The following is a 26488-nucleotide window of genomic DNA, read 5'->3' as shown; positions in this document are numbered from 1 at the left end:
ATGACCTAAAACCCATTTTACACAACTCAATGGGTTTTAGTTAATCAAGATCATCAATTTGATGGTCTATTTTTTAGTCCAAAACAAGAAATAGATTTCGGCAACAAATTCTGAAATGCTCCACTTAAACTAAACGGTGGCCAGTATATCACTAAAATGATTGGGACCCGAAGCACCTTTTACGTTAAACATCTGAGGATGTCGAGAAGTTGTTGGAAAAACAAGGAATTGGAATTAAGTTCTAGTTAATGACATAGACAGAAAGTGATAAAGACGAAGCGGAATTGCCAATAAATTAATGAAACTAAAGCGACAGTTAGTTGAATTAGCAAAAATGAACTTTTGTTGTAAAGTTCGGATTGGAGGAGGAGGTCCTATTAAGTGGTAATGAGAAGTATAGTAATACTAACATAGTTGGAGATAAAGATTTTTAGAGAAGGGATTTTGTACATTAGAAACGAATTATTTCTAGTAGGGGGAATTGTAGGGAGGAAATCATTTAAAACGTTGGAACAAGCAAAAGAAGGGAGAGGACGCTTTTGATAATATGGTTTCGACACTTACCTCAAATAAGTATGGATTTGAAAGACTGGACCCCTTTCATAGAGAATAATTGGTTTAGAAAGCACTATATGAAGTTTGTTTATTTATTTCAGGTCACCATTTTTCTAATGTCACGCTTCTTTGATGTATGGTTCATTCCTATTAATACATTCGTTCTTATCTTAATATTTATCGTTGTCTTCATCATTCATGAATCCTTTCACATTCTTGTGATAAACAAAAAAGGCGATATTAGCTTAACATTTCGCGGAACATTTTTTTGGCTACATACAAATGCAGTCTTATCCAAAATGAGATTTTGGATCTTTATGAGTCTACCCCTCATTGCATTATCCGTAGTGCCTGCCATTGTTTCATTGTATGTATCAGGAAATATTAAATCAGTATTATTATTTATAAGTTGGATTAACTTATGGATTTCTGCCTCTGATATCATAAATTCATTTTTAATTGTAATTAAACCAAAGAACTCAGTATTTTGCAGAGGTTATTACCAGGTGGAAAAAAACTAATAGCATTTCTACTAAAAAGGTATACCATATGAGAGATTATATTATTCAATTACATATGAACCCTCTAGCGGTTTGGGCTGGTAAATATATATCATTGAAAGAATTATGGGAGAAAGTAAATGGCACAAAAACGTTCGTTTATACACCTAGTTCTATTCTAATTGTTTTAAAAAATAAATCTTTAAGAATATATCATTTTTGGGGAGAGGTTATATGATACAAATTCAAGGTCTAACCCAACAATTTTCAAATGGAAGGGGAATATTTGATGTAACCTTTGAGGTGGAAAAAGGAGAGGTGTTCGGATTTCTAGGACCTAATGGTGCAGGAAAATCCACAACAATTCGTCATTTAATGGGGTACATGAAGCCACAAAAAGGAACTGCTATAATCCATGGGTTTAACACTTGGGAACAACAAGAGAAAGCAAGAGAAAAAGTAGGCTATTTACCGGGAGAAATTTCTTTTTTGGATGGAATGAAGGGATTGGAATTTATTAATCTAATGGCAGGTATGCAAGGATTAAAAGATAAGAAAAGGAGGAATGAATTAATTGAACGGCTTCAATTAGAACCTAAAACACCATTTCGTAAAATGTCAAAAGGGATGAAACAGAAAGTAGGTATTGTTGTTACATTCATGCACAATCCTGAAATATATATATTAGATGAACCAACGTCAGGATTAGATCCTTTAATGCAAAAAGTCTTTATCGATCTTGTTTTAGAAGAAAAAGCAAAAGGGAAAACATTTATTATGTCTTCTCACAGTTTTGCAGAAATAGAGAGGACCTGTGATAGAGCTGCCATTATTAAGGATGGAAGGATTGTGACTGTTAAAAACATCAATGACCTGCAATATATGCAACGAAAAATCTATGATATTACTCTTGAGAATAAAAATGATGTAGAAAAAATTAAAGAATCTAATTTAATCATTGAAAACACTAATGACAATGTTGTTCGCATTGTGGTCCAAGGTGATTACAATGAGTTAATAGATGAATTATCTAAATTTAACGTTATAAATATAAGTATTATTAGTCAAAGCTTAGAAGATATTTTTATGAACTACTATGATACGAAGGTGGCTGTAAAATGAATATTTCTTTATTCAATCAAATGATAAAACTAAATATGAAGAACTTTCTTAGTTTTGGGTTTGGTTCGGCCCTCTATGTAGTTCTAATGACATCTTTATATCCGATGTTTGCAGAAAATGCCGAGGCAATTAACGAATTAATAAAAATAATCCCTGAAACACTGAAAAACGCACTTGGCTTTGATTCTCTTACTAGTTATGGTGGATTTATTTCTGCTGAATATTTCGGTCTGTTTTTCCCTATTATTTTAGGTGTTTTTAGTGTAATGACAGCAACTCAATTGTTAGCACATCTAGTTGATAAGGGATCTATGGCTTATTTACTTTCTACAAAGGTTTCTCGTACTCAAATAGCTTTTACTCAAGCTTTAGTCTTGATTAGCGGATTACTTTTTATAGTATTATTAACATTTTTAGGTGGTATCGTTGCTGGAGAAATGTTAATTGATGATCAAACCTCGCTTGAATTTAATACATTTTTCCATATATGCTTGGTTGGATTTTTATTGTTTTTTGTTGTTGGTGGGTACTCATTTCTAGTTTCTTCTTTATGTAATGACGAAAAAAAGTCGCTTGGTATAGCTGCTGCTTTAACTTTTATTTTCTATGGATTAGATATGGCAGGAAAAATCAGCTCGGATTTTGAATGGCTAAGGAACATAACACCGTTCTCATTATACAATCCTAGTGGAATTGCCAGTGGTGATGCTGAGATATTCATACCTTCTTTTATTCTCTTAGGAATTGGATTTTTTAATTATTCAGCAGCTGTTGTCGTGTTTAAACTTCGTAATTTACCACTATAAATACATCATCTACGTATGTACATAATTAGTACGTTAATCACTTATTTGCCATGCTTTCTAATAAGTGTATAAACTACTCCTCGTTTTTTATCTAAATAAGAAACTGTTAGAATTTACGAAACATTTTAGTAAATAAACTCGTAGAATAGATATAGGAGATGATTATATGGAAAAGACAATTGAGAAATATTCTAGTGAAGGAATAACAATTGAATATTCATTGGTCGGTAAAGGGGAACCTATTTTAATTTTCCACGGTGGACACTCAAATTGTAATGAAGAGTTTGGATACCAATCATTGTTAGACAATGGTTACTCCATAATTACACCTTCAAGAGCAGGGTATGGAAGTACATCTAAAGAGGCAGGTGAAAGTTTAACAAAGGCTTGTGGACATTATGATAATTTACTGAAACACCTAAAAATAGATCAAGTCCATGTTATAGCAATTTCAGCTGGCGGTCCAACTGGAATACGTTTTGCGTCTTTGTATTCAGAAAAAGTAAAAAGTCTTATCTTAGAGTGTGCAGTTTCAAAGGAATGGTTGACAAGCAAAGACATAGAGTATAAAGCAGCTCATATTATTTTTCGGCCTTCTATTGAAGGGGTTACATGGAAGATGCTTAGTAAACTTAGCCACCTATTTCCGAATACTATCTTTAAGATGATGGCTCCACAGTTTAGTTCTCTTAACAAAAAAGAGCTCCAACTAAAATCTGAGGTTAGTGATGTTGTAGAATTTACAAAAATGAATGCACGTCAACGTTCTGGTCATGGTTTCCTTATTGATCTAAAGCAATCTAAAGAAATAAAGGACCAAGATTTAAAATCTATCAGTAGTCCAACTCTTATCATTCATAGTGAAAATGACGGTTTTATTTCTCTTGAACATCCACAGAATGCTCACGAAAAAATAGCCAAATCAGAGTTATATGTAGTGGATACATGGGGGCATTTAATTTGGATTGGAAAATCAGCAAAAAAAATTAACCAAAAACTGATTTCCTTTCTCAAATCGGTTTGAAATTCGATTTTTCTCATCCAGCCGTCAATAAGTATGGACGGTTTTCATCAATTTTGATGAAGCTCTGTTTTTGCGCGTCGTGGATGACTAACGAGCGAGTTTGAGTACGCTTTGCAGATATACAAAATCCCACCAGTATTATTGGTTGGAAAAAACTTATTGACTCAATTGAAGAAAATGGCATATTTGTGATATCAAATAAAAAAGTACCTGATGCTCATACGCACCAAGTACTGAAAAATTATGACTGAACCATTTTCGTCTTGATTCGCCAAAAGAAATATAAAACGGGTAAAATCAGGAATGCAGAAGCCGAAATACCTCCTGCAATTGTTGTGTATAATGCGAATAATCCTACTAATGGTCCTCCAACAATTTGTCCAAAAGCATCAAGTTGTCCGAACATGGAAAGTGTTGTTGCACGACCTTTTGATTCAATTTGTTCATTTGTAATGATGCTCATTAATGGGTAATTTACGTTTCTCAGTGCACTTGTCACCCAGTACATCGCTACAGCTAACCAGAAATGACCTGTCCATGCGAAAATTAGCATCGTTCCCGTCAACACGGCATTTGTAAGCAATAGCACATCTGCGTAGCGACCTTTCACATTTTTCTCAACAAAATGGAGTACCCCAATATTAAGTATAAATGCTATCGCATAAAAAGCACCGAGCCAATAGATGGACTCATCTTCCGACAAATCAAAGTTAGTGATGAAATGGGCACCATATAAACGATCGAATCCTTCACTAGCAAGTCCCCATAATAACGTAACTGCCGATATACTAACTAGCATAGTCTTTGAATTACTTTCCTTAGTTTGGGAAAATATTGCTGATTTAAGTGTCTTTTGTACAAGCAAAAAAGAATATAATCATAGATTATGTTGTTTCCCAGAAGAAGTAGAAGAATTTTCTCGTAAAATTTACGCTGAGGCACAAAACGTAGAAATTATTTATGTTGTTTTATGGGTCGAAAGAAAAGAACTGTTGAGAAGGGATGCTTTAAGGATTAAAGAACATCAAATGGGAGTAAGATGTTTAGAATTAATGACTGAATTTGAAATAAGAGTAATAGATAAACGCTTTTTCTATAATACAACCGACTTACAACCATCGAATTTAGAAGAAATCTATATGAATATTAAAGAAAACCCTTCATTTAAATTTTGATTTATTCTTAAACGAACTGTGCAGGTTAGTAGAATATGAAAAACTTTTGATGATTTAATTGGTAAATTTACCTAAAAAGGGAACTGCAATCCGTTTAAAACGTTTTAAAGTAAGTGGTAGATTAGTTTAAGAGTAAAATTTAATATGGAGGGATTAGGCATGAAGCAGTCAACCTACCTAATTGGTGTATTTATATTTGGAATATCGATTGTTATATCTTCTTTAATATTGTTTAGTGCCTTTTCAAATTCAGCAAGTAAGGTAAGTGATACTCAAATAGTAACAAATTCACTACCTAATTTAATGACTAAAATGCAACTTTCCGAATATCTTCAGATAAGTGAGCAATCAATAGATGACATAATTAAGAAAGATGAACTTGAAAAAGCAAGCTTAAATAGCTATGACACCTATAAATATATCCCTTACTTAGAACTCGATAATCAGAAAAGGTTTTTAAAAGCAGAGATAGATGAATGGTTGAAATATAAGAATGATTTCCACTAATTTAAAAACGGATGGTTTTGTTAAAGAGGAATAGCTTGGTGAACTATATTTAACAGTTCCTAAAATGTACGATGCATTATATAAATTTAAACTGGTGCCAGTCAATCACAATGAATCAAAAACAACCTTTTTAACTGAAATGGTTAATGAGCAGCTCATATTCCACTATTCATTAACAAGTGTAATAACCATTGTAGAGTATAAAGATTTTAACGAGAATATATATAGCTTACAAACACATATAGTTTTTCACTGGAATTCAATTAATAGATAACCTAGGAAAGAACATAAGGTTGCTGAGGCAACTCTTTTTTCTAATAGAACTATGGGAGAAGGTGTTATTTTGAAGGGGGGATATATAGCTCTTCTTATTACATTAGCAGTAGTTATGAATGTAATATGTGTCTGGTTGTTTTTTACCCTTGGGGAAATGATAGCCCAAGGTGAGTATAGGAAATATAACAAAGGGGTTACTATTGAGGTAAATAATTTGAGTAATCAAAGTCTACCTGATCTTATATTTTCATACAGCGTCAATCAGACAGATTTTAAAGAGGTAGGAACGATAAAAAATCTTAAAGCTGGAGAAAAAACTCAAATAACTGGTAGCAGCAAAGAGATAAAAACAAGTGATACAAGCCTATATTTGCATTACTACATAAATAATGGTGGAAAAGCAGTGAATAGTTTAGCTTATTTTTATACTGCTGAACCTAGAAAAGCTGTCATTGTTTTAAATATCTATGAAGTAAAACCTCATGGATTTTTAAAGTATGAGTATAGAGGTTATAGCGGTTGGGACCAATATGGACCAGATAAAATTAACTATTGAATAATGAATTATTATTCAATAACGTTAAACTCCCTTGTAAAATGCTCACATCTATGCCGAAAGATAGTATTTTAAGGTGCCTTGGCAATGACAAAAATTTACTAGGAGGACGTAAAATGTTTAAGTACATAATACAATTTATCGTTGGATTCTTTGCTTTAATAGTATCAACATTTATAGCTTGGTATGAAGGAAGTACAATAACCAATAACTCTTTTGAATGGGAGTATTCAACACCATTTTCCAAATTGCTTAACATTGAGATTACAAATGGTCGTGATATTAGTCAACTCGATTATTTTGTTTATGCAGCTAAATTTCATCCGCTATTTCCCACTATTATGATAGTTAGTGCATTCTATATTTTGAGTGTAGTTGGTTATCTTTTAATACAGAATAAGTCTAAATGGACAATAGGATTTTGGGGATTAATAAGTTGTATGATGATATTACTTAGTGGGATGATTTTTAATTCACCAACAACTGGTGGAAGGATTTTATTCTGGGTTGCTTTAGTAAGTGGACTTATTTGCATAGCTGTTGCTATCTTAGTGGGCTTAAGAAATTTCAAGAAAAAGCTGACGGTTGATTTATAACAATGTAATGACAGTGCGAAATAGGGTTAAAAAGGAGTAAGCATCATATTTAGTGTGTTATAGCTGGGTAAAGCCTTTTTCTTGTTGACTAACCCATCAGTGAAGTTGGAGATGATATAATTAAATAAATCTGATTTATTTTAAGGAGAAGTATAGTGTTGGATGCAAAATGTATTAAATTCTATGAATTCGGTAGCCCTAGAGATGTATTAAAAGTTGAATATAAAAGTATTGAATCACCAAAAGAATCCGAAGTCCTTGTTCGAATGTTAACACGTCCTATAAATCCTTCTGATTTAATACCAATTAGGGGGGCCTATTCACATCGGATAACTTTACCTAATATTCCGGGTTATGAAGGGGTTGGTATTGTAGAAGAGGTAGGTCCATTAGTTTCTCGACACCTTATTGGTAAACGAGTTTTACCCTTGAGAGGGGAAGGTACATGGCAGGAATTTGTTAAAACATCATCAGAATTTGCAGTTCCAATACCAGATTCTATTGATAATTTTACGGCATCACAGATGTATATCAATCCAATCACAGCATGGGTTGTTTGTACGGAAGTTTTGAAATTAAAACCATATGATGTTTTACTGGTTAACGCATGTGGTTCTTCTATTGGGCATATTTTTGCTCAATTATCAAAGCTTTTAGGTTTTCGATTGATAGCAATTACTAGAAATAATAAGCATACAGAAAAATTAATTAATCTAGGTGCTTCTTTTGTAATTGATACATCAAAAAATCCACTTTATGAAACGGTTATGGAATTGACAAGTGGGATTGGTGCTGATGCTGCTATTGATTCTATTGGAGGTTCATCTGGAAACGACTTGGCATTTTGTGTGCACCCTAATGGCAATTTTTTAACTATCGGTCTTTTATCAGGAATACAAGTAAATTGGTCAGATATTGTAAATAAGGCTAAGGTTAATGCTAGTATCTTTCATTTGCGGAATTGGAATAAAAATGTCTCGGCAGATAAATGGCAAAATACATTTAACCATTTGATAACTCTAATTGATAATAAAAGATTAAGCTTGATGATGGTAGATTCCCAATACGACTTATCGAACGTAAAAAAAGCTGTTGAAGAACTTGAAACATTAAAAGAGACCAAAGGGAAAGTATTTTTAACAAGTTACTGAGTTAACTCTTGTTCAACTATCACGGCAATTAGTTGAATAAGCGAAATGGATCTATTGTAATTTAAAATGGAACATTAATTATTCTCAAACATATTAATGTAAAATAGCAAGAATACATAAACAGACAGTGGGGGCATGGTTAATAAATGAATAGTGATACATTGCATTCACTAAATTTACTGAAGTTTAAAGAGGTTGACTTTAATGCTTATTTCAGCCTTGTATCCAATGAAAAAGTTATGGCGCAAATTACCGAATACGCTATCCCTTTAAAAGAAGCTCAATTCAATTTTCAAAGATTATTAAAACGTAATGAAAAACATGAACACTTTGGTACATATAAAATCTATGATAATTAAATTAATGAATTTATAGGACTTGGACACTTAACTATTGATGAAGAGAATAATGAAGAAGCTGAAATTGGCTATATGTTAAAGCCAGAGTATTGGGGTAAAGGATACGGCGGTCAGATAGCGAAGGTATTGATTGAACGGGCTTTGAAATTAGAACTAAAGACTCTGAAAGCGATTATTGACCCAGATAATATTGCTTCTAGGAAAATTCTAATTAAAAGAGGATTTGTCTCTGAAAAGATCGGCAAATTTGACGGCTTACCTGGAGAAATATTAAGTAAAAAATTATAAACAAAATCGACAATAATAGTGTATTTCATATTAATCCCCCAATATAATGTTGGAAATCTATAATATTGCATAAAAAATTGAGACTCAGAAAAGCTATTTTAAAACAGACTGAGCCATCAATACGTTTATCTTGAGATAAAATGTAAAACAGACGAACATGTTGGTGAATACTAATTTTTTTAAACTTTTAGGGGGATTAATATTGGAAAAAACAAAAGTGCAAGCATACTTTAGTCTAAGTAATGATGATGATTTTCCATTAGATGAGTTAACTAAAAGAATGAAAATACAGCCGTCTAGGACAACAAAGGTTGGGGAACCATTACTTTTAAATTCAGCTAGACATTATTTCTCTACCACTTGGCAATATGGTTTAGGATATAAAGAAACACTTGATGTGGATGAAGTATTAATGCCTGTTATTTATAAATTGGAATCAAAAGTCAATGATATTTTACTTTTGAAAAAAGATTATAATTTAGTAGCAAAATTCTACATTGTAATTCAAATACATAACGGGCTTTCTCCAGGTCTTGCCATTAACACGAGGGCTAGTAAGCTAGCTACTGAAATTGAAGCAGTTTTTGATATTAATTTGTATGCATATCCTTATAGTGAACTAGAGTAAATGTAGCAAATATTTTTGAAGAAGTGGATAGATGATATTTAATTAGACTGCCAATTCATTGTGCTAGCTGTATTTTTAAGTTATTCCATAAAATGTTTTGTCATAAATACTTGTGAAATATCAGTGTTTTTAAATCCATTATTTTTTAAAAACGGAAGGACATTTTGCATTTTGTCTTCCAAATTATAAGTATTTCTTTTAATGGAACGATTAAAATGGAGCCCTTCCTGAAGCGCTGCTTGAAGAGCGCGTATTCCATCTGGATGTTCATTGTTAGTAGAAGCTTGAAATAATGTGACACCTTCAGCTTCGCTACCAAATTTTTGTTTTGTTCTTACTAAGCAAGCTGCAAGTACTTCACTATCCTTCATTGCGATAATTGCCTCTCCACCAGCTTTTGGTGTAATAGAAGGATCTACTTGCCACGGTACTAAAGCAGGAAAAATACTTGAATTTACTGCTTGCAGAGCAGGTATTCTTTTCAATTCAAATTCACTAGCAATTTTTTCATCATAGTTTAATACACCTTCTGCTTCCCAAAAATGTAGCGTATCAATTACTTTATACCCAACTTTCTCATATAGTTTAATAGCTGGTTGATTAATTGACAGAGCCTCTAATGTAGCAATATTTACTTTTTGCTGACTTAACAATTCAAGAGCCTTTTCAATTAGGATTGTCCCTAGTTTTTTTCCTCTGTATTCTGGAATAATTCCAGTACCACCATTCCAAGCAATTTTCTCACCATTCACTTCTCGAATGCCTTGTAATACAAAACCTACTGGTCTATCCTCATCAAACATAACAATAGATATTCCTGCTGATAGATTATCATTTCCAAACCGAGCTATAAATGCATCCAATGGCATCTTCATCGGAGTAAAATATCCTTCAAACCCATTTATAAAAAGTTCGTGTGCTTCCTTGAAAGTTAAATGCTCCATTGTTTTAAATGTAATCATTTTAAAACACCCCTTGTTAAAAGTAGTATACATTTCTCTTTAAATTTCCGAATAAGGAAATGCTAGCTGCCAAACAGTAGCATAAAGAAGAACTTCATCAATTTTCCCAAATATTATTAAGCGTGGGTAGATTTATTTCTTTTGAGAACTCACAACTCTCACGTTCATCATTTAAAGTGTAAAAAAACGGTAAAATTGCTAATAATGTTGTTTGCTCGTGGAAATGAGTAAGGTGATGGATATAACTATATCTAAGAAAAAAAGGGCCACTGTTATGTAAGCAGCCATTTTGTATAGCCAGAGGTATTTGTTTGTTTTATATTACTATTATAGCACGGGGTATTTTGAATTATAAGACTATTAAAGGTTTGATGACTTCTACTCGGTTTGAACGTTTGGTATGTGCATTTTGTGCTTCTTCTTTGGTGGTTAATTGATGAGTTTTAAGTGTAACGCCATGGTTTTTTTCAACTAACGTTAGTAACGGCGTATCACTTAAGTGATTACACCTGTAAAATAAATTAATCCCAAACACGTACTCTTGGAACCTCAGCCATTCTTAAGTAATCTAGCAATTGGCCGGTGTGTACAGATTCATGATAGGCGACTCTTAGCAACATGTCTCCCAAACTTCTTATGTAGCCTGATTCTGAACGATCAATTTTAATATTTGTTAAATCTTCTTCAGAATATGTCTTAATAGTTTCTATAAACTCATTTCTAAATGGTTCTGCAACTTTCAATTCTGCATTTACAGTGGAAAAAGGTTGTTTTTCAAAAGGAGAGTCAAAGACTGTCAGACTGGCTTGGTTTTGGATAGCTAGATGGTAATAATGTTCACTTTCCAAAACATGCCTAACCATCTCTATACAAGTCATTGCTTCTTTATCTGGTTTCCAATGTAGTTTTTCTTGAGGAATAGATGTCCAAACCTTTGTACTTCTTCTTCGTACTTCGTTTAAATTTAAAAGAATTAAATCAATTGAGTTCATAACATATTCTCCTTTAGTTGGTATGTTTTAATTATACACGAATGCACGTTCGAAAAAAAGAGAGTGATTTTGGTTAAAAGATTATGTCACAGTTTGACCGAACTAAAGAGGAGGGGATATATGAGTTAAATTAATGCGTTGGATTATTATATTAAGGTCACAAACAGTTAAAAAACAATCTAGATTCTAGTGCAATTAAATTAAAGTGGCTGAAAGTGATGATGGACCAGATTGGTAATTAGGTTCTTATTCAACTAACATATGCTTAGTTAAGTATATGGCTGTCTGAAAGGGTTGCTTTTTCTTATTGAACATATCGCAGTAGGTTTGCTCAATAAGAGCAGGAGAATCAATATTATAGGTAGAAATATAATAAGATGACATTGTTTAGAGGTTTTGAAACACTATTATATTTATATGAGGAGTGTTAGTTATGGTCCATGCAAAAGATGTTATATCGGATCAATTGTTGGCAAATGCAAATGACCCTAGTTGGTACCTACCATTTTCAGATTCAATAAGAGGACTGACTGAGGATCAAGCATTTTGGAAACCAAACGAGGAAAGTAATAGTATTGCTGAAATCGTACAGCATCTACTATATTGGAATCAAACATGGCAAACAAGGTACAAAAAATCTCACGTTGATGCCGTTCCTTCCATTGGAAATAATAATAACAGCTTTATTATTCCTGAAAATCATTCATTTGCTGACTTAGAAAAACAACTATTAGAGGTGCTTATACTTTGGCAAGAGTTATTGTCTGAAGAAAAAGTTGAGAGTGAAGTGAATGGCTTTTCTGAACATGTAAAATGGTGGGAAGTTCTCGGAAATGTGTCAACTCATAATGCGTATCACATAGGTCAGATTATTTATATCCGAAAGTTGCAAAAAAGCTGGAAAATAAATGTTGGAGAAGATGAATAAATAGAATGTATACAAGTGATTTCTTGAACTAAGGCGCGCTTATTTCAAGTAGGAGATAAGCATTTTTCTTTGAACTAAGCAGTTTAGTTGAAGAAGAATTTCCCTCTAAAATTATCGAATTGCTACATGAGAAAGGATGTAGAATATGAAGTTATTTATAGAAAATATGAATGAAGAAATAGCAAAAGATATACTTAGCTGGGAGTATGAAAAACCATATGATTTCTATAATAATGAATTAACAGATCAAGAAATAAAGGAAAGACTCGATGGTTCATATTATGCACTTGTAAATGATAAGAAAGAAATATATGGATTTTTTTGTACTGGAGAGAATGCACAAGTTCCAATCGGGAAAAAAATTGGGGTTTATTCAGATGACTCAATAGATATGGGACTAGGAATGAACCCTAAAATGGTAGGGAAAGGTAACGGTTTTGAATTTTGTTCTTTTATTCTTCGTTACATTGAAAAAAACTATATAGGTAGTCCAATTCGATTAACTGTGGCAAAGTTCAATCAAAGAGCTATTCATTTATATGAAAAGCTTGGTTTTGTTAAGAAAGACGAATTTAACACGGATTATTCAGAATTTATGACGATGATCAAATTATAACAGCGCTCGAAGATACTTTAAGGAGATTAATATTAATAAGAAAAAAACGTTTAAGTTATGTACGATGGTCACCATATTCAAGTGGTGAACTGGTTTACAGGAGAAAAGTTATGTGTAAACAGACAATTTCAAGATGAAAATCTTGGACTTGCTGTAAGAGCTAAATTAAATGGTGAACAAAAAAGTAGTGACAATATACAGTTCATACCAACTTTTGATTTTAAAAAGAGACGAAATAAATAAAAGGGGAGATTGCGGTCATTCCAGTTTTTAGGTGCAAAAGGGTGCTAAAACGTTTCTCGTTGTTGTCAAAACTTTCAAATGAGATAGAAATTCTTTTCACTTTGAGCGTTGTAGCTGAATGTTAGTTATTTACTTTTCGATACATAGCTTTGTTATTATAATAAAATATTTTTGGAAGTATTTATAGTATGAAATAACATGAAAAATATGTAACTAAGATAATGGAGAGTAAAATGTATACAATTGGACATGTTGCAAAATTTTTAGGTGTATCTAGAGATACCTTAAAATTTTATGAAGAAAAGGGATTAGTTAAACCTAAACAAAACAAGGAGAATGGGTATAGAAAATATAATCGTTTCGATATATATGATATAACCACAGTAAATTTCTATAGAGAAATGGATATTGAAATAAAAAAAATTAAGGAATTAAGAAAAAGCAAGAGTATAGAGGGAATAAAATCTTTATTAGAAGAGAAAGAACAAAAGGTTTTAGAAGAAATAGAATATAAGAAGCTTCTTTTAAAAAAGATTCAGATCGTAAAAGAAGATTGCGAGAAAATAAAACAATTCTTAGGAGAATACACAGTAAAAGAAATGAAGCCTTTAGAACTAAAAGGAGAAATAGAGCATTTCACTGCGTTTGATGAATATGAAACTCTTAAAGAGAATACGGACAGCTTGAAAGATGCCATTACTCTAACGTCTTTAAGAAGAGTCATAAGATTCAATGACGAAGGTATTCTTGAAGATAAGTTTATCATTGTAAGAAAAGTAAATGACACTCATGAAGAAAATGAAGGTGAGATTTTATCTCATCCAAAATGTATGTATACCATTATTGAAGATGGAAGGTGGTCGACTGGTGGAAAAAATATTGACCATAATGTGGAAGCGAGTTTAAGAAGAGTAGCTATAGAAAAAGGATATGAACTTTTGGGGCTAGTTTATATCAATCTATTACTTACTACTTATGAAGAAGGACTTGAACGTGTATTTTTAGAAATGTATGTACCTATAAAATAATGCAGATATGTATTGACCTGTGAGTAACCCCTAGGTTTAAGCTGAAGGTATTCGTAAGTAGAAGCGATAATAAATTTACGAAATACTTAGCTTGAAGAGGGGATTATACATGAATGGTGAAAAGAAACTAAAAAATCCAGTCACTAGTTTTATTTTGCTAACCAATATCATTTTTTTACCGCTTTTTATTCTTGTAGGAGTCACCAGAATGTTAGAATTTCCTGCATGGGTCTTTGATGTTATGCTCTGTATATCAGCTTGGTCCTCAACCTTTGCTTTTGGAGTGTTATTTAAAAGGATCTATCCTGGGCAGAGTTTTATTCAATTTGCAAAAGATAGGTTCAAGAATAAACTCAAATTTTCTGTGATTCTTACGGTAAGTATGATTCAAGCTTTCATATTTTTAGTGATTTTGTTTATCGTATCTAATAATAGTGAAGCAGACTCTATTTTCACTAAAACTTCATGGGGAATGCTGGTTTATTTCTTTTTTAAAAATCTTCTGTCAGGTCCACTAGGAGAAGAAATAGGGTGGAGAGGATTCGCTCAAATTGAGCTTCAAAAAAAGCATTCGCCATTAAAAGCTTCGATAATCTTGGGATTTTGGTGGGGGATATGGCATTTACCCATATGGTTTACTACAGGGTATGTGGGCATTGATTTAATCAAATATATGCTGTTCTTTATGATTTCAATTCAGTCCACGACAATCATCATGACCGTATTCTATAACTTAAATCAAAATTTGATTGTTCCCATTATCATCCACCAATTCTTTAATTTTTTTATTGGCATAATAAATGGAAACTTGATCGATTTAATCATGTATAACGCATTATTTTATTTAGTAGTTGCCGTTTTGATAATCGTTATAAATCCAAAGAAAGTATTGTATGGAAAGAAGACACAAACATTTTTAATGGATAACATTACATGATTTATTGATAGTTTGTACAACTATATATCTAAACTATCGGGAGCTTTAGTTGCAAAAGTCCTTTTTCTGGGTCCCTCTTTAAAACATCAAGAAGATTTTGGGGATTACTTGTGAAATGTTGCACTTAAACAACGATGAAGGCTAGTTGAATAAGAAGGTATTTTGGCGATTGTGCTGAATAAGTTAAAATATGTAAATTGTTGAACAATGGGTGCTCTACTTCAAGTCTAGGGCACTTTTTTCTTTAATTAATGCAACGAGAGTGTTTCGGCTGCAATTATATTACTTAATGACCAAAAGAAAATATTACGAATTAAGATCTTTTGAGAGGTTGGGAAATGCCAGGTGGAGTAGTTGAGCAAGGTGAATCTCTGAAAGGCGTAATGTTAAATGCAATGCGAGTAGAACATTTTATTGATTACACTCTCACGAAGAGCCCATTGGCGGATGGGTTCTTTTTGGTATAAAAAGAAAAAATAGATATATCGGTTTATGATATAAGAATAGACATATGTATCACTTAATGATATATTATTTTTAGATGTATCACTTTAAGATATATCTAAAGAAGATATAGAAGGTGATTGATTGAAGAAAACAGAGCAATTAACTGATTCAATGTTTTATATTATGGCTGCTCTAACCAAACCAAAGCATGGTTATTCAATTATGAATTTAATTGAAGAAACAACAAAAGGGGCAATTACTATAGGTCCTGCTTCGATGTACACTATTATAAAAAAGCTATTAAAACAAGAGTGGATTTATTTGCATGATGGGTCGGATTCAAGACGTAAAACATATCTACTTACTGAAAAAGGTAGAGAAGTATTAGAAGAAGATGTGAAGTTAAGAAAACTGATGATTCAATTAGCGGAAACTGGATTGAAGGAGGTTGAAAAATGAAGCATACAAAGTATATAACCTCAGGTGGGTTAGCTTTTTCAGAGGATAAGGACATGGAAAAATTACGCAGATTTTCTTTGAAGGGTTGGCATGTCAGTGATTTTAAGTTTATGGGCTATACGCTTGAAAAAGGGGAACTCGAAGATTATATCTACAGTGTAGATTATCGCTCATTAAAAGAGGATGAAGAAGAGGAATACTTTGACTTTTTTTCATCTTCTGGTTGGTCGCATATTGCTTCTGAAGGATATATTCATTTATTTCGAGCATATTCTGGTACGCAACCGATTTACAGTGACCGAGACACATCGGTTGAAAAGCATGATAATTCAATTAACTCGATGAAACGCTTAGCAATTCCGTTAGTTTTAATAACGATACTCGCATGGGTTGGAGCAATGATAAGTTCGGGTACTTTAAAATCATTACTACAGGTAATAGCTGTTATTTTCACTGTAATTGTCATCCCAACTGCTTGGACTGTTATCGCAACATACAATAACAAATGGAAGGTAAAAGAAAAAAAGGGATTAGTTAATCTATTGAAAATTATACCTTTCCTTCTTTTCATAATTGCTGTTATTATTTTGTTATTTGTTGATGGTAGTGAACTCTATCTCATAGCGTCTATGGTAATTGGAGCAATCGCACTTCCAACTGCAATTTGGGTCATCATGTCTCTTTTTCACAAAATAGGTATGAAGAGAGCTTAGTAGAAGAATCCAATGATTCAGTTTTTAGACATTTTGGAGTTAATGAGTAACTTTTGTTAAACAAGTGGCTACCTGTAAGGGTAGCTATTTCATTTTAGTTGAATAAGTATTAAACAGTTTTTAAATCTTAGAAGGTATTCAGTTATGAACAAGGGAGAGAAAACAATGCTACAATCACTGATTTTTGATATGGATGGAACTCTATTTCAAACAGATAAAATTTTAGAATTATCACTCGAAGATACTTTTAACCATTTACGATCATTAAATAAGTGGGATACAGTAGCTCCTATTGATAAATATCGTGAAATTATGGGAGTCCCTTTACCAAAAGTATGGGAAGCTTTGTTGCCTAATCATTCCGATGAAGTAAGAGGACAAACTGATGCTTATTTTCTGGAAAGATTAGTAGAAAATATTAGAAGTGGAAAAGGTGCTTTATATCCTAATGTAAAGGAAGTTTTTAGTTATTTAAAAGCGAATAGTTGCTCCATTTACATAGCGAGTAATGGGTTAACGGAGTACTTAAACGCAATTGTGAGTTATTATAATTTAGATAAATGGATTACAGAAACATTTAGTATTCAACAAATACAAACGCTGGATAAAGGGGATTTAGTTAAAACTATTTTAAAGAAGTATGATATAAAAAAAGCAGCAGTAGTCGGTGACCGTCTATCTGATATATATGCGGCTAAAGATAATGGATTAACTGCAATTGGATGTAATTTTGATTTTGCACAAGAAGATGAACTCTCACAGGCAGATTTGGTAATAGATGACTTAATTGAACTAACCACTTTATTACCTAAACTGTAAAATAACTTCTTCCACCACTAACGAGGTACTATAGTTAACTATTATAAAAGCACCTTAGATATTTTCATATGGAAAAGTTTATTAAAAAGTTGGAACCTATAATTGCTTCAAACGTATTTAAGGAAAGGCATGTTAGCAAATGGGGAAATGCCGGGGGATGCTTTTGTGAGAAAAAATGAAGACCAATATATAACACCAGAAAATTTTGGACATTTCTTCTTAAATGGAAATTCTGAAACACTTTATAAACAATGTATTAAAGATTTAAAAGAGTTATTAACGATTGGACAATTTAAAGAATTAGTACAGTCATTTAATAAGAATGTTGAAAGTTACCGACTAATTGAAACGACATTGATAGGATCTTTTGTTCAATATTTATGGTTAGATAACCATAGCGAAAAAATAATTTGTGTTTTATTCGATTCGATGGACGCTATCCATCGCCTTTTATTAAAACCCTATATAACCTTTCCCAAAAGTGACAAACGTTATTCGAAAAACGCATATACGTTTCCTGTTAAAGAAGATTGGTTAGTCTTTTGGGGTGGAACAAATGAATTTATTAACTATCATTATATTTATGAATCACAACGTTATGCATATGATTTAGTTGTGATGAAGGATGACCAAACCTATAAAGATAACAGAATGCATAATAAAAATTTCTATGCATTCGATAAAGAGGTCGTTGCACCAGCAGATAGTAAGGTCGTAAAAGTGATTAATAATATTATTGATAACATTCCGGGCGAGATGAATGAATCACAGCCAGCAGGAAATTGTGTCATTTTAGAGCATTCAAACAAAGAGTATAGTTTACTTGCCCATTTGAAACAACATTCCATTATGGTAAATGAGGGAGAAATTGTAAAGCGAGGTCAAATTGTTGGACTATGTGGAAATTCTGGAAACTCATCTGAGCCACATATTCATTTTCAAGTGATGGATTCGCCGGATTATATGAATTGTCAATCTATTCGTATCAGTTTTATCGATGGACTAGAGCCAATTCAAGGGGATACTGTAACACAATGTATTCAAAAAAAGAAAGAAAAAATGGATACCTTTGATAAAGTTGAAAATGCATTTACACTAGCAGACTTTTTCTTATTTATTCCTCGAATTATAGGCTCTTTCTTTAAATAAGGGTTATGGTAAAGTAGTTAGTTTTATAAGGGAATTGTCTAATAAATTGCATATAATGGAATTGTCATATTGAGGATTTGAGGGATTATTATGTTTAATTGGCTTACAGAGATTGAAGAACCCCCATTCCAATTTTATAATGATGATAATGGTGAATTAAATTTCAAGAGATTGGATTCAACTGTTGAATTAAGTGAAATGAGCACTGTTTGCCAGCTTTTTGCTTCTTTTGATTTAATTTTTGGTGAAGATTCCCTAACAACATTACCAACCCCTAATGACAATGCTTTAGAAACTATACTGAATGAAGTAGTTCCTCATTATTTAGATATAAAGCAAATATTCATTGATGGGAAGCTTAAAGAAATAAATGTTAGATTCCTTAAAAAAGAGTCTAAAAAGATTGTACAGGATTTGCTGTCAAATGGTATATATCCAGTTATTCCTGATTTATATCGTACAAGACATCTTAATTTGGCAACTGAACCAAGAGTAGTGAAACACTATTTGGTGAATCAAGAATTGATCGACCCATTAGACATTAAAGAGACAGAGAAGATACGAGGATTTTTTATGTGTTCTTTCTTTATTGAAAGTGGGTCAATATTACTTCAACCAACTGGATGGAAGTTGGATGATAATTTAAAAGAGTCATTGACCATTCGTGCATTTATTACATTTGCAAAACAAATTGTTTTAGTAGTAGATAATAAAGACATGAGTGTAATTGGACTTCATATTTACGGATGATTGTATTGGTTTCTAGTTCTATGGACTGGTGCTTTGCTTCAAGAAGAAGTAAAGCTTTTTTTATTGAACTAACCCAGCAGTTTAATTAAAAAAGCAGGAGTTTAAGGAATTATGTTGAATTGGCTTTTATAAGACAATCAAATTAAAGAGAAGGTGGAGTCATGAAAGCACTATTAGTAATTGATGCACAAAATATAATTGTGGAATTTAAAGATTTTCAGCAAGAACTAAACAAAATTGAAAGTATTATTCAAGACTTTAAAGAAAATGATGAACCTGTAATATTTATAAGAAATATAGATGATGATGAAACAAGCCCTTTCAATAAAGAATTGCCAAGCTCAGAACTGCATCACTCTCTAAAGGGATATGCAGATATTGTAATTGAGAAGAAGTCACCAAGTGCTTTCTTTCATACAGAACTTAGTGAAAAGTTAGACCAACTCGGTGTAGAACATCTTTTTATAACAGGATTTAACACTGAGTTTTGTTGCCAGTTTACTGCAATATCAGCATATGACAGAGGTTATCAAGTCACATTTATTGAAGATGCTACAGGAACTGTTAATGACGAAGCCACATATGAAATGAAAGAACTGGATGTAAGGGGTTTCGTAGGGACAGTTTTACATTGGTCTAATGTTATTCAGGTATTGGATATAGAGGAATATATTGAAGAGTATAAATCAAGGAGAGTTTAAATAATTTATAAGTGAAGTGTTATTGTACTATCGGTGCAAGAGTTAGCTTAAGAACAAATGTTATGATTATTTAAAATAAATATGATAGGTGATTTTGATGAGCAAAAGTTTAAGGTTGATAACGTTAAGCGGGTTAGATCAAGCACAAAATGCGAAAGTAAAATCTCTTCACTCTGAACTAGTTCCTTTTTTTGAATATATCTTAGAGTTAGTTTACCGTGAGAAAAATCCATATATGTTAAATAAGCTACTAGCATTAGATTTATGTAAACCTTTCCCTTATACCGATACGTCCAAAATAATGAGTGATTTTAAAGAATTGATCTTGGAAGACGACTGTATAAATGCTGATTTGAATACATACTGGATGAACATTAATGGGATTTTAAGTTATATTCTTAGGGGACGTTCTCAAAACATACCACAAGGTCAGATAGATTGGCTTCAAATGTCATTCTTTAATCTCTTCCAACAATATAGTTTTTTGGAAGAACATATCGGTTTATATCCAGGTTTTTATGAAGAATATATTAAATATGAAAAAGCACGAAATTTAATATTCTGTTACCTGTTTCTTGAAGCTTTATAAAACAAACGGAATCATAGTTCAATAAGAGGAATATGTTGGGGGCTTATCGATATAAGTACACGGACCAAGAAAGTCATAGGAGGGAAACTGTATGTTTTATAGGAGGAAATTTTATATTGTAAAAAATGATTTCGTTGAAAAGTTTAATGATCATTTCGACAAAACTAATTTACCTAATCAACTAAAGTACGGAGCAAGATTGGTTGGACGATGGTTGAAGGATAATAAGGATAATACTACAGAAATATTTGCTATTTGGGAATATGACAGTTATGACAATTATATAGAAATAGAGAATAATTTAAAAGGTGACAATGCTCACGTCAAACGAATTAAAGAGTGATACGAGAAAAATGGTGGTAGGGAACACATTTTCACTGAATATATATTGGAAGTGAAGAATGAAGAGTTAGTATCTACCCTACGATAAAAAACTAATAATGTTCAAGAGATGGAATAATTAGACAACCATATTGAAGCCCATTCTGCTAAGACAGGTTACTTGAGTTTATGATTTTATCTGCTTTAATTTTGGTTATTTCTACAGGAGTATATGGTTGAATGACTTAGAGGATTTACCTTTTACCTTTACTTATTGTGGTAGGCCTTACATTCTGACACTACCAATTACAGCGATATTATATTCAAGAAACTTTAATATTATAACTTATCGATGGTGATACCCCATCTACAAGTTAAAGGGTGTCGAAATAGATTATAGAAAAGTAAAGAGGAGTGGAAGCATGAAAAATAAGTATAATAAATCATTGATTTACTTATTTTCAATTGGGGTAATAATAATTTTTTCTTTTGGTATTTATCAATATTTGACTCACTTTTCAACTCGTGATGAAGCAATTGAAAAATATATCACAGAAATGTTTGATATTGATTCTACACAGTTAATAGATGTTGTTGAAACGGATATATCTAATGCTTATTATTTGTTATTACGAACAAATGGTTCAGATGTTATTAATACGACATCAAACGTGAAGATCCAAGAAAACATGTTTGGTTGGAAAGTTACAGCAGGATATGAAAGAGCCTATGCAGATTTAGGTAAACATCTTATAGATAGAGAAACTAACACATTAAAATAATTCATATCACTGATTGGCAAGTTCTTATTGTGCTAAAGGCTGCTTTAGTTAAACAGTAACCCTACTTCAATAGACGCTAATCAGTGGAATACAGATTTTACAAGTACTACGATAGAAGTTAAAGGGAACAAAATAACCATTCCATCAGAAAAAGGATATTATATTTATGAAGTTATTGTTGAATGACCGCAGGGAAAAGCAACTTATATTTTTGATATTGATATATTATAACCAAAAACTGTTATAGAAAAGCTATTGCATATAGTAACTCCTAGAACGTAAAAAGGATAGTTCACTATATAAATTCTCAGAAATAGAATATGTATATAGGGGTGATAATATGTCATTGATTTGCATAGAAGGAGCAAGTGCCGTAGGAAAAACAACAACTTCTCATGAATTTGCAAAAAGAACCAATGCTTTTATAATTCCGGAAGTAAATCTATTATTCGAGCGCCCGAAGGTAGAGTCAAAAACGTGGTATATAGAACGTCAAATAGAACGTTGGTTAATTGCTCAAGAAAAACTTAAAACTTATGATACTGTTATTCTTGATGGCGATATTTTTCAACTACTAAGTTATAACTGGTGTTTCGATTTTAAATTATATAATCATAGTCTAGATTTTATTTCTGGATTTTACCGAAATGAAATTAAAGAGGGGAGAATTAGATTCCCTGATAAGTATTTCTATCTATATACTGACAAAGAAAATTTGAAAAGTCGTAAGGAGAAAGATATTACAAGAAAAAGAGGTAATTTTGAAAAACATTTAGAAATAGTGGAACCTCATCAACGTTATTATGAGACATTAAACTATTTTATTCCTGATTATGTTGAACTAATAAATGCAGAGAGCATACAAGGAAATATTACATCTATATCAGAGAATGTTTGTTCTTATCCTGTAAGTTTCCATTCAGTAGATTTACTTGATAATATGACAAAATGGTTAGCAAATAACAATGCATAGTCTTGCTCCTATTTAAACTAACGAAACTTTAACTTCAAGAAGGAAATTGATACAAAATATGAATAGTTCTGCTGCATGACCGGCTAAAAGGGTGCGTTTAGTTAGATGATAATGGAGTTTTCATGTCCAATACGAAGGGAAGATTCATATAATAAAAGCATTAGTTGGATTTAATCTTTATCGAAAAACCTGAAATTAATATTAAGCTATATGCCCATAGTAACCATGCAGCGAAAAAAGGTAATGAATCAGTATGTAAGTTTAAAAAGACTTTATCAAAAAAAATAACACTAAATATATCCAAAATCATTCCTGGGAGAGCAATTTGGACTGATGTCATTAGACGCTTTGATTCAGGTATCTTTCTCAAATAATAATAAGCATACGTTGCAATTATTATTAAAGGTATGGTCAGAATAAAGGTAATAATCAATAAAGGCACATTCCCAGGTATCAGAAATAGTTGTCCGTAAATACGGAAAAGTAATGTCGCTAAAACCCACAATAAAATGCCCCAGCTTACATTTATCATAAAATTCACCTCTAATAAAGATTTAATATATATTATTCTACATAGATTATTAATCTTCTCGTATCTTCGGTAAATTTTATGTAAAGATGAGGTGCCGAAGCTAAGTTACGGATAAAAGTGTAAAACAAGATTTATAACTAATTGGGAGAGTTATCCAAAAAGTGTGCCGAATTCTGATAGCTCTTTAAAACTGCTTGAGTGGGAACAATACCATAACTGATCAGGAGTGTGGAAGAAGGAATTTAATATAAAAGTGTAGAAAATATAATATTCAACATATATTTTAATATTGGCAACTATTAAATGTAAGGGAGCAATCACCATGAAGGCGATGGTATACGATAGGTACGGAATGACAGACGTTCTTATGCTCAAAGAAGTAAAAATACCAGTTATACAGGACAATGAAGTACTGGTAAAAGTTCATGCTGTATCTGTGAATTCATGGGACTGGGATCTCCTAAGAGGTAAACCCTTCTTAACTCGTATTGGAGGATTGCTAAAACCAAAATACAAAATCCTCGGAGCGGACATAGCGGGGCGGGTTGAAGCGGTTGGCAGCGATGTAAAACACCTTCTTCCAGGAGATGAAGTATTCGGGGATATTTCCTGGTGTGGCTGGGGTGGGTATGCAGAGTATGTATGTGTGCATGAAGACGCATTATCTTTAAAACCACCAAGTATGACATTTGAACAAGCGGCAGCCATTCCACAAGCTGCTGTTCTTGCCTTGCAAGGTCTTCGCGATAAAGGACATATTCAGGAAGGGCAAACGGTTTTAATTAACGGTGCAGGCGGAGGTGTGGGCACGTTCGGGTTGCAGATTGCCAAATTACATGGTGCTGAAGTAACCTGTGTAGATAGCACGGATAAGTTGGAAATGCTGAAGACAATGGGAGCGGACCATGTTATTGATTACACTCAAGAAGATTTCGTACAAAAAGGTATATTGTATGATCTTATTCTTGATGTAGTAGGAAACCGGTCTATTTTCAATTATAAGGATTTATTAAAAACTAAGGGTACGTACGTCATGGTCGGTGGTCCAATGTCACTAATCTCTCAAGTATTGTTTCTGGGACCTATAATTTCTAAAATGGAAAAAAAGAACATGAAATTACTTGTCCATAAACCCAATAAATCTGATCAAAACATCCTACTGGATCTTTTTGTACAAGGAACAGTACAACCTGTAATAGATAAAAGTTATCCGTTAAGCCAGGTTGCAGACGCTATAGAGTATCTTAGTGAAGGAAAAGCACAGGGGAAAGTTGTCATCAGTTTGGAACAAAAAATACTTTAAAGAATTGTACTTCAAAAAGATTTTAATTATATTATTAATCCTGTTTATGGTCCTGAAGTAACTATTCGTTTAGTTTTTTGTTCAACTGGGTTTTTGACTCTTGATATAGGGAGGAGAAAGAAGGAATTCCCCTAAAATAGTAAATAAATGCATAGACTCTTTCTGTCGAAACACTCAACTTTCCCTAATAGTCTGGGTGTTTTTTTATTAGTTAAATTATGTATTTATTATAGGTATTCTCACTTACCGGAGCTTTATTTCAAGAGGGGTATTGCATTATTTATTGAAATAGCGCGGAAGTTATAAGAGTATCTATCAAATGTACAAGATTATACAAGAAGCATTGATTATAAAGGATTCTTACATAAATATAAATCACAAATAGAAGACCTTTATATATTAGGGTATTTTACACATTTAATCGCCGATGATATTTGGTTAAAAGGTTTTTATCTTCCTTGGTTGAGAAACAGGATGGAAGAAAATAACGAAATACTTCATTTGTATCATAATGATTTCCGATTATTAAATGGTAAATTATTAGAATACTATGGCTTAAAAAATAATTTAAGTAGAAGGTTAAGTAAGTTTCCTACAATTTTAGATTTGGAAGAGGTTAAGTCTGAAGAGGTAAAAAATTTCCTTCCTTTTCTTTTAAATGAGATGGAATACGATAAAGAAGTTTTGAATGAAAAACTTGATGTTTTTACGTTTAATCAGATAATTGGTTATATAGAGACATCAGTTAATATGGGATTATTAAATATCAAACTTTTATCACGATAAGATGTTATACTAGCTGGTGCTTTAATTCAAACAGTGGAAAAGCTGGTGAAAGAAGGTTAAGTATTAGCTTTGGTTCCTTAACATCAAGTGGTAAGAAAGGAGTTATTCATTTGAAATTAAGTATTTCTCTGTTTGTAACTCTGTCTTTCTTGTTAATGATAACTGGTTGTACGCATAGAAATTATTTAGAACAAGATGAATTAAAAAAGGAAGATGTTATCGATATAGAAGAAGAGAAAGTATTATTAATTGATGACTCAGAAGAAGAGTTTTCATATTTATCCGACCTGTCGGAAGAAGAATTAAAGTCATATGAACTATTTACAAGGGAGTATGACACAAATTACTTAAAAGGTTTTTCACCAGAAAAGACTATACTTATATATATTCATTCAGCAGTTATCGACGATATAGAAGCAATCTATTCATTGGCTTATTTGGATGGTGAGCTACCTGGTTATGATTCTTTTAAAGAAAAATATTATGAAAATCTGAACATATCCAATTTAGAGATAGCCTTAGATTTTAGATATTATGATTCAATCAAAATAAAACAAGAGAATAGTAATGGCCTATTAGTCGAATTAATGGTTAGCTATGGGAGTTTCACGGCTACTACATTAATGGGATTAAAAAAAGAAAATGAAACATGGAAAATTGAAGTACCAGACTTACTTCAAAATTGAGCTTTTCAGTATTTAGCCTTATTTAACTAGGGGGGCTTTATATGAAGTGGATCTACGTCAAGATTCTGGACACAAAAAGATTAAGTTTTTTCTGCACAACCACCATTCATGGAGTGTTCCACATCCCAAGTAGATCGTCAAAGTGAAAAGAGCCTTTGACAATCTACTTGGGACGTGGAGAGATTAACCAATGGATGTTGTGCATGAAAAATGTGGAGGGGGATTGGCT

31 protein-coding genes and 2 pseudogenes are annotated in these 26488 nt (G+C 32.2%); 29 read left to right on the top strand and 4 right to left on the bottom strand.

Going from position 1 to position 26488, the window contains the following annotated elements:
• Window positions 1–575: 575 nt before the first annotated feature.
• The 5 genes from ACQCPR_RS10455 (at window position 576) to ACQCPR_RS10435 (ending at window position 4007) form a co-directional block, all read left to right on the top strand.
• Window positions 576–1076, top strand: coding sequence for a DUF3267 domain-containing protein (locus ACQCPR_RS10455; protein ID WP_427138933.1), 501 nt, complete (start codon window positions 576–578; stop codon window positions 1074–1076).
• 28 nt (window positions 1077–1104) lie between these two features.
• Window positions 1105–1293 (top strand): hypothetical protein, encoded by a 189-nt coding sequence (locus tag ACQCPR_RS10450; protein ID WP_427136972.1) that lies wholly within the window; start codon window positions 1105–1107, stop codon window positions 1291–1293.
• The gene (locus ACQCPR_RS10445) at window positions 1290–2177 is read left to right on the top strand and encodes an ATP-binding cassette domain-containing protein (protein WP_427136971.1); all 888 of its coding nucleotides are present in this window, start codon (window positions 1290–1292) and stop codon (window positions 2175–2177) included. The genes ACQCPR_RS10450 and ACQCPR_RS10445 overlap by 4 nt, the downstream gene beginning before the upstream one ends.
• Window positions 2174–2983, top strand: a complete 810-nt coding sequence (locus tag ACQCPR_RS10440) for an ABC transporter permease subunit (RefSeq protein ID WP_427136970.1) — start codon at window positions 2174–2176, stop codon at window positions 2981–2983. The genes ACQCPR_RS10445 and ACQCPR_RS10440 overlap by 4 nt, the downstream gene beginning before the upstream one ends.
• 166 nt (window positions 2984–3149) lie before the next feature.
• The gene (locus tag ACQCPR_RS10435; RefSeq protein ID WP_427136969.1) at window positions 3150–4007 is read left to right on the top strand and encodes an alpha/beta fold hydrolase; all 858 of its coding nucleotides are present in this window, start codon (window positions 3150–3152) and stop codon (window positions 4005–4007) included.
• Window positions 4008–4248: 241 nt separating this feature from the next.
• Here ACQCPR_RS10435 and ACQCPR_RS10430 read toward each other — a convergent pair whose 3' ends face one another.
• The gene (locus ACQCPR_RS10430; RefSeq protein ID WP_427136968.1) at window positions 4249–4806 is read right to left on the bottom strand and encodes a hypothetical protein; all 558 of its coding nucleotides are present in this window, start codon (window positions 4804–4806) and stop codon (window positions 4249–4251) included.
• Between the two features lie 535 nt (window positions 4807–5341).
• Here ACQCPR_RS10430 and ACQCPR_RS10425 point away from each other — a divergent pair.
• The 6 genes and pseudogenes from ACQCPR_RS10425 to ACQCPR_RS10400 all read left to right on the top strand — a co-directional run bounded on the left by ACQCPR_RS10425 (window position 5342) and on the right by ACQCPR_RS10400 (window position 9543).
• Window positions 5342–5689: a Clp protease ClpB gene (locus tag ACQCPR_RS10425; RefSeq protein WP_090570414.1), complete on the top strand. Its 348-nt coding sequence runs from the start codon at window positions 5342–5344 to the stop codon at window positions 5687–5689.
• Between the two features lie 343 nt (window positions 5690–6032).
• Complete coding sequence (locus tag ACQCPR_RS10420) at window positions 6033–6521, top strand: hypothetical protein (protein ID WP_090570411.1); 489 nt, start codon at window positions 6033–6035, stop codon at window positions 6519–6521.
• Window positions 6522–6637: 116 nt separating this feature from the next.
• Window positions 6638–7117 (top strand): YjdJ family protein, encoded by a 480-nt coding sequence (locus ACQCPR_RS10415; RefSeq protein ID WP_427136967.1) that lies wholly within the window; start codon window positions 6638–6640, stop codon window positions 7115–7117.
• Between the two features lie 158 nt (window positions 7118–7275).
• Window positions 7276–8268, top strand: a complete 993-nt coding sequence (locus tag ACQCPR_RS10410; RefSeq protein WP_427136966.1) for a zinc-dependent alcohol dehydrogenase family protein — start codon at window positions 7276–7278, stop codon at window positions 8266–8268.
• 161 nt (window positions 8269–8429) lie between these two features.
• Window positions 8430–8915: pseudogene (locus ACQCPR_RS10405) on the top strand (GNAT family N-acetyltransferase).
• A 202-nt stretch (window positions 8916–9117) separates the two neighbouring features.
• On the top strand, window positions 9118–9543 hold the full coding sequence (locus ACQCPR_RS10400; RefSeq protein ID WP_427136965.1) for a DUF4279 domain-containing protein: 426 nt from the start codon (window positions 9118–9120) through the stop codon (window positions 9541–9543).
• Window positions 9544–9623: 80 nt separating this feature from the next.
• Here ACQCPR_RS10400 and ACQCPR_RS10395 read toward each other — a convergent pair whose 3' ends face one another.
• Both ACQCPR_RS10395 and ACQCPR_RS10390 read right to left on the bottom strand, forming a co-directional pair.
• Window positions 9624–10505 (bottom strand): GNAT family N-acetyltransferase, encoded by an 882-nt coding sequence (locus ACQCPR_RS10395; RefSeq protein WP_427136964.1) that lies wholly within the window; start codon window positions 10503–10505, stop codon window positions 9624–9626.
• A gap of 521 nt (window positions 10506–11026) precedes the next feature.
• The gene (locus tag ACQCPR_RS10390) at window positions 11027–11497 is read right to left on the bottom strand and encodes a DinB family protein (protein WP_427136963.1); all 471 of its coding nucleotides are present in this window, start codon (window positions 11495–11497) and stop codon (window positions 11027–11029) included.
• 433 nt (window positions 11498–11930) lie between these two features.
• Between ACQCPR_RS10390 and ACQCPR_RS10385 the strand changes: the two genes are divergently transcribed.
• The 15 genes and pseudogenes from ACQCPR_RS10385 to ACQCPR_RS10315 all read left to right on the top strand — a co-directional run bounded on the left by ACQCPR_RS10385 (window position 11931) and on the right by ACQCPR_RS10315 (window position 22952).
• Window positions 11931–12425, top strand: a complete 495-nt coding sequence (locus tag ACQCPR_RS10385) for a DinB family protein (RefSeq protein WP_093496344.1) — start codon at window positions 11931–11933, stop codon at window positions 12423–12425.
• Between the two features lie 145 nt (window positions 12426–12570).
• On the top strand, window positions 12571–13041 hold the full coding sequence (locus tag ACQCPR_RS10380) for a GNAT family N-acetyltransferase (protein WP_427136962.1): 471 nt from the start codon (window positions 12571–12573) through the stop codon (window positions 13039–13041).
• A gap of 476 nt (window positions 13042–13517) precedes the next feature.
• A complete protein-coding gene (locus ACQCPR_RS10375; protein WP_427136961.1) occupies window positions 13518–14312 on the top strand; it encodes a MerR family transcriptional regulator in 795 nt (264 codons plus the stop codon).
• A 109-nt stretch (window positions 14313–14421) separates the two neighbouring features.
• Window positions 14422–15249, top strand: a complete 828-nt coding sequence (locus ACQCPR_RS10370; protein WP_090570379.1) for a CPBP family intramembrane glutamic endopeptidase — start codon at window positions 14422–14424, stop codon at window positions 15247–15249.
• Between the two features lie 338 nt (window positions 15250–15587).
• Window positions 15588–15716: a hypothetical protein gene (locus ACQCPR_RS10365; RefSeq protein WP_418939831.1), complete on the top strand. Its 129-nt coding sequence runs from the start codon at window positions 15588–15590 to the stop codon at window positions 15714–15716.
• Window positions 15717–15837: 121 nt separating this feature from the next.
• Window positions 15838–16155 (top strand): PadR family transcriptional regulator, encoded by a 318-nt coding sequence (locus ACQCPR_RS10360; RefSeq protein ID WP_093496349.1) that lies wholly within the window; start codon window positions 15838–15840, stop codon window positions 16153–16155.
• On the top strand, window positions 16152–16868 hold the full coding sequence (locus ACQCPR_RS10355) for a DUF2812 domain-containing protein (RefSeq protein ID WP_427136960.1): 717 nt from the start codon (window positions 16152–16154) through the stop codon (window positions 16866–16868). Before ACQCPR_RS10360 ends, ACQCPR_RS10355 begins: the two co-directional genes overlap by 4 nt.
• Before the next feature lie 165 nt (window positions 16869–17033).
• A complete protein-coding gene (locus ACQCPR_RS10350; RefSeq protein WP_427138932.1) occupies window positions 17034–17687 on the top strand; it encodes an HAD hydrolase-like protein in 654 nt (217 codons plus the stop codon).
• Window positions 17688–17852: 165 nt separating this feature from the next.
• Entirely contained in the window at window positions 17853–18836 is a 984-nt protein-coding gene (locus tag ACQCPR_RS10345; RefSeq protein ID WP_427136959.1) for a M23 family metallopeptidase, read from the top strand.
• 90 nt (window positions 18837–18926) lie between these two features.
• On the top strand, window positions 18927–19586 hold the full coding sequence (locus tag ACQCPR_RS10340; RefSeq protein ID WP_427136958.1) for a hypothetical protein: 660 nt from the start codon (window positions 18927–18929) through the stop codon (window positions 19584–19586).
• A 161-nt stretch (window positions 19587–19747) separates the two neighbouring features.
• Window positions 19748–20287, top strand: coding sequence for a cysteine hydrolase family protein (locus ACQCPR_RS10335; RefSeq protein WP_427136957.1), 540 nt, complete (start codon window positions 19748–19750; stop codon window positions 20285–20287).
• Between the two features lie 97 nt (window positions 20288–20384).
• The gene (locus ACQCPR_RS10330) at window positions 20385–20876 is read left to right on the top strand and encodes a YxiJ family protein (protein WP_427136956.1); all 492 of its coding nucleotides are present in this window, start codon (window positions 20385–20387) and stop codon (window positions 20874–20876) included.
• A 91-nt stretch (window positions 20877–20967) separates the two neighbouring features.
• A pseudogene (locus ACQCPR_RS10325) lies at window positions 20968–21306 on the top strand (NIPSNAP family protein).
• A gap of 313 nt (window positions 21307–21619) precedes the next feature.
• A complete protein-coding gene (locus tag ACQCPR_RS10320) occupies window positions 21620–21979 on the top strand; it encodes a hypothetical protein (protein WP_427136955.1) in 360 nt (119 codons plus the stop codon).
• 340 nt (window positions 21980–22319) lie between these two features.
• A complete protein-coding gene (locus ACQCPR_RS10315) occupies window positions 22320–22952 on the top strand; it encodes a chloramphenicol acetyltransferase (RefSeq protein ID WP_427136954.1) in 633 nt (210 codons plus the stop codon).
• Between the two features lie 160 nt (window positions 22953–23112).
• On the opposite strand, the gene ACQCPR_RS10310 is transcribed toward ACQCPR_RS10315, so the two are convergent.
• Entirely contained in the window at window positions 23113–23484 is a 372-nt protein-coding gene (locus tag ACQCPR_RS10310) for a DUF5367 family protein (protein ID WP_427136953.1), read from the bottom strand.
• A 322-nt stretch (window positions 23485–23806) separates the two neighbouring features.
• On the opposite strand from ACQCPR_RS10310, the gene ACQCPR_RS10305 reads away from it, so the two are divergent.
• From ACQCPR_RS10305 to ACQCPR_RS10295, 3 genes are all read left to right on the top strand, one after another.
• Window positions 23807–24787 carry an NAD(P)-dependent alcohol dehydrogenase gene (locus ACQCPR_RS10305; RefSeq protein WP_427136952.1) on the top strand — a complete coding sequence of 327 codons (981 nt, stop codon included), beginning with the start codon at window positions 23807–23809 and terminating at the stop codon, window positions 24785–24787.
• Between the two features lie 474 nt (window positions 24788–25261).
• Window positions 25262–25573 carry a hypothetical protein gene (locus tag ACQCPR_RS10300; protein ID WP_427136951.1) on the top strand — a complete coding sequence of 104 codons (312 nt, stop codon included), beginning with the start codon at window positions 25262–25264 and terminating at the stop codon, window positions 25571–25573.
• 110 nt (window positions 25574–25683) lie between these two features.
• The gene (locus ACQCPR_RS10295) at window positions 25684–26259 is read left to right on the top strand and encodes a hypothetical protein (RefSeq protein ID WP_093496362.1); all 576 of its coding nucleotides are present in this window, start codon (window positions 25684–25686) and stop codon (window positions 26257–26259) included.
• Window positions 26260–26488 lie beyond the last annotated feature (229 nt).

Source organism: Psychrobacillus psychrodurans, from assembly GCF_050209195.1.
GTDB lineage: Bacteria > Bacillota > Bacilli > Bacillales_A > Planococcaceae > Psychrobacillus > Psychrobacillus psychrodurans.
Note: the sequence above shows the minus strand (reverse complement) of the source record. Positions and strands in the feature narration are given on the sequence as shown.

Coding starts and splice junctions, on each gene's coding strand:
- ACQCPR_RS10315 (WP_427136954.1), top strand. CDS start 22,320: ATGTCATTGATTTGCATAGAAGGAGCAAGTGCCGTAGGAAAAACAACA.
- ACQCPR_RS10450 (WP_427136972.1), top strand. CDS start 1,105: ATGAGAGATTATATTATTCAATTACATATGAACCCTCTAGCGGTTTGG.
- ACQCPR_RS10340 (WP_427136958.1), top strand. CDS start 18,927: ATGTTTAATTGGCTTACAGAGATTGAAGAACCCCCATTCCAATTTTAT.
- ACQCPR_RS10390 (WP_427136963.1), bottom strand. CDS start 11,497: ATGAACTCAATTGATTTAATTCTTTTAAATTTAAACGAAGTACGAAGA.
- ACQCPR_RS10415 (WP_427136967.1), top strand. CDS start 6,638: ATGTTTAAGTACATAATACAATTTATCGTTGGATTCTTTGCTTTAATA.
- ACQCPR_RS10355 (WP_427136960.1), top strand. CDS start 16,152: ATGAAGCATACAAAGTATATAACCTCAGGTGGGTTAGCTTTTTCAGAG.
- ACQCPR_RS10335 (WP_427136957.1), top strand. CDS start 19,748: ATGAAAGCACTATTAGTAATTGATGCACAAAATATAATTGTGGAATTT.
- ACQCPR_RS10435 (WP_427136969.1), top strand. CDS start 3,150: ATGGAAAAGACAATTGAGAAATATTCTAGTGAAGGAATAACAATTGAA.
- ACQCPR_RS10350 (WP_427138932.1), top strand. CDS start 17,034: ATGCTACAATCACTGATTTTTGATATGGATGGAACTCTATTTCAAACA.
- ACQCPR_RS10370 (WP_090570379.1), top strand. CDS start 14,422: ATGAATGGTGAAAAGAAACTAAAAAATCCAGTCACTAGTTTTATTTTG.
- ACQCPR_RS10320 (WP_427136955.1), top strand. CDS start 21,620: ATGAAAAATAAGTATAATAAATCATTGATTTACTTATTTTCAATTGGG.
- ACQCPR_RS10425 (WP_090570414.1), top strand. CDS start 5,342: ATGAAGCAGTCAACCTACCTAATTGGTGTATTTATATTTGGAATATCG.
- ACQCPR_RS10430 (WP_427136968.1), bottom strand. CDS start 4,806: ATGCTAGTTAGTATATCGGCAGTTACGTTATTATGGGGACTTGCTAGT.
- ACQCPR_RS10385 (WP_093496344.1), top strand. CDS start 11,931: ATGGTCCATGCAAAAGATGTTATATCGGATCAATTGTTGGCAAATGCA.
- ACQCPR_RS10375 (WP_427136961.1), top strand. CDS start 13,518: ATGTATACAATTGGACATGTTGCAAAATTTTTAGGTGTATCTAGAGAT.
- ACQCPR_RS10330 (WP_427136956.1), top strand. CDS start 20,385: ATGAGCAAAAGTTTAAGGTTGATAACGTTAAGCGGGTTAGATCAAGCA.
- ACQCPR_RS10310 (WP_427136953.1), bottom strand. CDS start 23,484: ATGATAAATGTAAGCTGGGGCATTTTATTGTGGGTTTTAGCGACATTA.
- ACQCPR_RS10395 (WP_427136964.1), bottom strand. CDS start 10,505: ATGATTACATTTAAAACAATGGAGCATTTAACTTTCAAGGAAGCACAC.
- ACQCPR_RS10445 (WP_427136971.1), top strand. CDS start 1,290: ATGATACAAATTCAAGGTCTAACCCAACAATTTTCAAATGGAAGGGGA.
- ACQCPR_RS10440 (WP_427136970.1), top strand. CDS start 2,174: ATGAATATTTCTTTATTCAATCAAATGATAAAACTAAATATGAAGAAC.
- ACQCPR_RS10365 (WP_418939831.1), top strand. CDS start 15,588: ATGCCAGGTGGAGTAGTTGAGCAAGGTGAATCTCTGAAAGGCGTAATG.
- ACQCPR_RS10380 (WP_427136962.1), top strand. CDS start 12,571: ATGAAGTTATTTATAGAAAATATGAATGAAGAAATAGCAAAAGATATA.
- ACQCPR_RS10455 (WP_427138933.1), top strand. CDS start 576: ATGGATTTGAAAGACTGGACCCCTTTCATAGAGAATAATTGGTTTAGA.
- ACQCPR_RS10305 (WP_427136952.1), top strand. CDS start 23,807: ATGAAGGCGATGGTATACGATAGGTACGGAATGACAGACGTTCTTATG.
- ACQCPR_RS10300 (WP_427136951.1), top strand. CDS start 25,262: ATGGAAGAAAATAACGAAATACTTCATTTGTATCATAATGATTTCCGA.